This is a genomic window from Actinomadura sp. KC216, from assembly GCF_004348535.1.
Taxonomy (GTDB): domain Bacteria; phylum Actinomycetota; class Actinomycetes; order Streptosporangiales; family Streptosporangiaceae; genus Spirillospora.
The window spans coordinates 1-5,226 of the sequence record NZ_SMJX01000448.1; the positions used below are offsets into that span (position 1 = coordinate 1).

Consider the following 5,226-nt stretch of genomic DNA (forward strand, 5'->3'; position numbering starts at 1 on the left):
ACCGCGGACAGGATGGCCTTGAGGGACGCGGTGACGATGTTGCCGTCCATGCCGACGCCCCAGACCGTGGTGGCGGGGGCGTCGCCGAAGCGGACCTCGCATTCGACGTAGGCGGCGGCGCGGGCGTCGCCGCCGGCGCTCATCGCGTGCTCGGCGTAGTCCAGGACGCGGACGCCGATCCCGACCGTGGAAAGGGCGTCCTCGAACGCGGAGACGGGGCCGTTGCCGACGCCCTCGATCTCGCGGATCTCGCCGTCCAGCCGGATGTCGCAGCCGATCGCGTCCTTCTCGTCCACCCGCGAGGTGGTGCGGTGCGCCAGCAGGCCGACGCGGGGGCCGCCGGTGAGGAACTCGCGCTGGAAGATGTCCCACATCAGCTCGGCGGTGACCTCGCCGCCCTCGTCGTCGGTGTGCCGCTGGACGACCCGGGAGAACTCGATCTGCAGCCGGCGCGGCAGCTCCAGGGAGTGCTCGGTCTTCATGATGTAGGCGACGCCGCCCTTGCCGGACTGGCTGTTGACGCGGATCACGGCCTCGTAGGTCCGGCCGACGTCGTGCGGGTCGATCGGCAGGTACGGGACCTCCCAGCGGTACTCGTCCAGCGGCGTGCCGGCGGCCTCGGCGTCGCGGCGGAGGTGGTCCAGGCCCTTGTTGATGGCGTCCTGGTGGGAGCCGGAGAACGCGGTGTAGACCAGGTCGCCGCCGTAGGGGTGCCGCTCGTGGACGGGCAGCTGGTTGCAGTACTCGACGGTGCGGCGGATCTCGTCGATGTCGGAGAAGTCGATCTGCGGGTCGACGCCCTGGGTGAACAGGTTCAGGCCCAGGGTGACCAGGCACACGTTGCCGGTGCGCTCGCCGTTGCCGAACAGGCAGCCCTCGATGCGGTCGGCGCCCGCCATGTAGCCCAGCTCGGCGGCGGCGACGGCGGTGCCGCGGTCGTTGTGCGGGTGCAGGGAGAGGATCACCGAGTCGCGGTAGGCCAGGTGGCGGTTCATCCACTCGATCTGGTCGGCGTAGACGTTCGGCGTGGCCATCTCGACGGTGGCGGGCAGGTTCACGATGACCTTGCGGTCCGGGGTCGGCTTCCACACGTCGTTGACGGCGTTGCAGACCTCGACCGCGTACTCCAGCTCGGTGCCGGTGAACGACTCAGGCGAGTACTGGAAGTGGATCCGCGTGTCGCCCATGTCCTCGGCGAGCTTGGCGCACAGCTTGGCGCCCTCGACGGCGATCGCGGTGATGCCGTCGCGGTCCTGCCCGAACACGACGCGGCGCTGCAGGGTGCTCGTGGAGTTGTACAGGTGGACGATCGCCTGCTTCGCGCCGCGGACGGCCTCGAAGGTCCGCTCGATCAGCTCGGGGCGGGCCTGCGTCAGCACCTGGATCACCACGTCGCCGGGGACGCGGTCCTCCTCGATGATCTGCCGGACGAAATCGAAGTCGGTCTGGCTGGCCGCCGGGAACCCGACCTCGATCTCCTTGTAGCCCATCCGTACCAGGAGCTCGAACATCCGCAGCTTGCGGTCGGCGTCCATCGGGTCGATCAGGGCCTGGTTGCCGTCCCGCAGGTCGACCGCGCACCAGCGGGGCGCCTCGGTGATCACGGCGTCCGGCCAGGTGCGGTCGGCGAGCCTCACCGGGACGAACGGGCGGTAGCGCTGGACGGGCATGCCGGACGGCTGCTGCTCGGGGTACATCGCGATCTCTCTCTGCTCGAACCTCGCGGCCGACGTGCACGACGCAGTCCCGCAGCGAGGGAGCCGGCCTTGTCAGAGGCCCCCGCTGCGGCCGCTAAGGAGGAGCAGCTCACGCAACACGCTCGCCAAGCTAACAGATGACATCCGCGTTCCGGTAACCGACTGTCCGCATACTGAGACGGCCCGTTTTCAGGGGACGAGGACGGAGAGGCAGGTCACACAGCCGTCGAGGGCCTCGAACTCGCCGATGTCCACACTGGTGACACGCAGACCGTCCGCGGCGAGCCGCTCGGCGGTGCGCGGCGCGGACGCGGCCATCAGCACATGGTCCGGCCCCAGCACCACCAGGTGCGCGCCCGCCGGTTCGCGGACGACCCGCAGCCCCGGCAGCACCGAGGTGTCCACCTTGTCCGGCAGGCCGATCAGGGTGCCGTCCGGCAGCGCCGTCATCGCCGACTTCAGGTGCAGGCAGCCGCGGGTGTCGACCGGGACGACCTTCCGGCCGCCCACCAGCCGGGCGAACTGGCAGATGCCCTCCTCGTTCGTCCGGGCGCCGCGCCCCACGTAGACGGTGTCGCCCGCCTGGAGGACGTCGCCGCCGTCCAGGGTGCCGGGCTCCTCGATCCGCTCGACCCGCAGGCCGAGCTCACGCGCGGCCCGCTCCGCGCCCGGTGTCTCGCCGCGGCGGCGCGGCTCGCCCGACCGGCCGATGACCGCGACGTCGCCGCAGACGACCAGGGCGTCCTCGATGAACACGGCGTCGGGCTGGTCGTCGGCGGGCGCGACGGCGCCGACCCGCCAGCCCGCCGACCGCAGCGCCGCGACGTACGCCTCGTGCTGGCGCGCCGCGAGCGCGACGTCCACGCGGCGGCGTGCGGCGTGGGTGACGATCGCGTCCGCCAGCCGGGGGCCGGGGGCGCGGACCAGGGCCCGCCCCGCCGGGGAGCTCGTCTCCGCGGTGGCGGCCGCGGGCGTGACGGCGGATCTCATCTCAGCGTGACGCCCCTTCGGTGGTCACGATCACGCCCAGCGCGTAGGCGGGCGACATGCCGAGCAGGTCAGCGACGCCGTGCAGCTCGCGCCGCTCCCCTTCGCCGAGCGGCCCGTCCGCCAGCCCGATCCGGACGGCCTGCGCGAGGAACCACTCCTTGGCCTCCACGGCGAGCTGGGCCCCGGCGCGGGCGACCTCCCGCTCCAGGAACGTCCGGCGGAGGGCGAGGTCGGCGTCGATCGCGTCCCCGTCGTACTCGGGCTCGCCGTAGCCGGTCACGGTCTCGGCGGCGCGGGCGCGGGCCGCCGCGTCGGCGGGGTCGCCGGCGCGCAGCACCAGGGCCGCCGCGGCGCGCATGCCCGCGGCGAGGGTCTCGGCCATCTGCTGGGACGTCGGCGTCCGCAGCGCGGAGACCCGGAACCGGCCCCGGCACGTCCGGCACGTCACGGCCTCCCCGAGCCGCCACAGCGGCACCATCGGGACGAAGAACACCGAGAGCCAGCGGCGCCCGGTGCGCCTCCGGTAGGCACGATCACCGCCGCACTGCGGGCAGTGGAACGTCCCCTCGCTGACCGTGCGGAACACCGCCGTCAGGCCGAAAACCAGCAACACCGGGGCCCTCCCTCCCATAACGGACTTCGTTCCAAACTACCGAGCGGCAGGCCCCGCCGTGGCCGTCCCGGGCAATGCCGTCCGTGCATTTACGCTGGGTCCATGACCGGTGACCTGGGTTCCGACGCGGGCCGTCCGCGGGCGCGCCCGTCGTTCCTGCCGCCCGTCGACGGCTATCCGCCCGCCGATGGGGCCCCCGCGGAGGCCGTGCCCGCGCCGCTCCCGGCGCCGCCGGCGCGGGGCCTCGGCTGGATCGTCGCGATGATCGTCGCGGCCGGGGCGCTGCTGGTGTCGGCGTTCATGCCGTGGGCGCGCGCGCAGGTCGTCGTCGAGCTGTTCGGGCAGCCGATCGGCCGCGACCTCGGCAGCGTGGCCGGGATCGACGCCGACGACATGGTCCTCGCCGTCCCGGTCCTGGCGGTGGTCGCGATCGCCCTCGCCGTCGGGGACCTCGCGGGACGCGACGCGCGGATCGGCGGCCTCGCCGCGATCCCCGGCACGCTCGCCCTGCTGGTGTGCGGCCTGTTCGTGCTGCGGCTCGGCGACGTCCGCGACAACCTGCCGCAGACGGGCCTGGACGTCGGCTACCAGATCACCGTCCGTTACGGCTGGTACCTCGCGGTCATCACCTCGCTGCTGGTGGTCGGGTTCAGCCTGGCCCGCCCGATCGGCGAGCGGGTGTCGAAGCCGCGCAACCGCCCCGACCAGGCGTACGGGGCGTACACCGACCAGCAGTACTACGCGGATCAGCAGCAGTACTACACCTACACAGACCAGCAGTATCAGGCCGACCCGGCCGCCGCCTGGCCCCGGGAAGACCGGGCTTGGGGACGTCCCGAAGCCGAACCGGAGGACGCCGCGCCGCCCGCCACGGACGAGCCAGAGCCGGACGCGGACGAGCCGGAGACGGGCAAGCCCAAGACGGATCAGTCGTAGAAGCCGAGGCGGCGGAGCTGCTTGGGGTCGCGCTGCCAGTCCTTGAGGACGCTGACGCGCAGGTCGAGGAACACCTTCGTGCCGAGCAGCGCCTCGATCTGCCGCCGCGCCGCCGCGCCGACCTCCCGGAGCCGCGAGCCCTTGTGCCCGATGATGATCCCCTTCTGGCTGGAACGCTCGACGTACAGGTGAGCGTAGATGTCGACGAGGTCGTCGCGTCCCTCGCGGGGGTTCATCTCGTCCACGACCACGGCGATCGAGTGGGGCAGCTCGTCGCGGACGCCCTCCAGGGCCGCCTCCCGGATCAGCTCGGCGATGAGGATCTGCTCGGGCTCGTCGGTGAGGTCGCCCTCCGGGTAGAGCGGCATGCCCTCCGGCAGGTGGGAGATCAGCAGGTCGCCGACCAGGCCGACCTGGAAGCCCCGCTCGGCGGAGCACGGCACGATGTCGGCGAACTCGCCGAGCCGCCCGACCGCGAGGAGCTGCTCGGCGACCTGCTCGGGTGAGGCGAGGTCGGTCTTGGTCACGATCGCGACGACCGGCGTCTTCCTCACGGCCGCGAGCTCCCGCGCGATGTACTTGTCGCCGGGGCCGACGGGCTGGTCGGCCGGGACGCAGAAGCCGATCGCGTCCACCTCCGTCAGCGTGGACCGGACGAGGCTGTCGAGCCGCTCCCCGAGCAGCGTCCGCGGCTTGTGCAGGCCGGGGGTGTCGACGACGACGAGCTGCGCGTCCGGGCGGTGCACGATCCCCCGGATGGCCCGCCGCGTCGTCTGGGGACGGCTGCTGGTGATCGCGACCTTGGTCCCGACCAGGGCGTTCATCAGCGTGGACTTCCCGACGTTCGGCCGTCCGATGAAGCAGGCGAACCCCGCCCGATGGCCCTCGGGCGCCCCGTCTCCCCATGTCGTCACCCCCCAATTGTCGCCCACGGCACGACGGGCTCCCGCCATCCGGTGGCTGGGGGGTGGAGGACGGTCAGGCGGCGGG

5 protein-coding genes are annotated in these 5,226 nt (G+C 72.7%); 1 reads left to right on the forward strand and 4 read right to left on the reverse strand.

Annotated elements, in window-relative coordinates:
- The 3 genes from leuA to E1264_RS39675 all read right to left on the reverse strand — a co-directional run.
- Positions 1–1,697: 2-isopropylmalate synthase (gene leuA, locus E1264_RS39665; RefSeq protein WP_132182243.1), on the reverse strand; the 1,697-nt coding region annotated here is incomplete at its 3' end.
- A gap of 189 nt (positions 1,698–1,886) precedes the next feature.
- Positions 1,887–2,687 carry a dimethylargininase gene (gene ddaH, locus E1264_RS39670; RefSeq protein WP_132182245.1) on the reverse strand — a complete coding sequence of 267 codons (801 nt, stop codon included), beginning with the start codon at positions 2,685–2,687 and terminating at the stop codon, positions 1,887–1,889.
- Position 2,688: 1 nt separating this feature from the next.
- Positions 2,689–3,300, reverse strand: coding sequence for a hypothetical protein (locus E1264_RS39675; protein ID WP_132182247.1), 612 nt, complete (start codon positions 3,298–3,300; stop codon positions 2,689–2,691).
- Positions 3,301–3,402: 102 nt separating this feature from the next.
- On the opposite strand from E1264_RS39675, the gene E1264_RS39680 reads away from it, so the two are divergent.
- Entirely contained in the window at positions 3,403–4,236 is an 834-nt protein-coding gene (locus E1264_RS39680; RefSeq protein WP_132182249.1) for a hypothetical protein, read from the forward strand.
- Here E1264_RS39680 and era read toward each other — a convergent pair.
- Positions 4,227–5,150 (reverse strand): GTPase Era, encoded by a 924-nt coding sequence (era, locus tag E1264_RS39685; protein WP_243711458.1) that lies wholly within the window; start codon positions 5,148–5,150, stop codon positions 4,227–4,229. The genes E1264_RS39680 and era overlap by 10 nt on opposite strands.
- Positions 5,151–5,226 lie beyond the last annotated feature (76 nt).

Coding starts and splice junctions, on each gene's coding strand:
- ddaH (WP_132182245.1), bottom strand. CDS start 2,687: ATGAGATCCGCCGTCACGCCCGCGGCCGCCACCGCGGAGACGAGCTCC.
- E1264_RS39680 (WP_132182249.1), top strand. CDS start 3,403: ATGACCGGTGACCTGGGTTCCGACGCGGGCCGTCCGCGGGCGCGCCCG.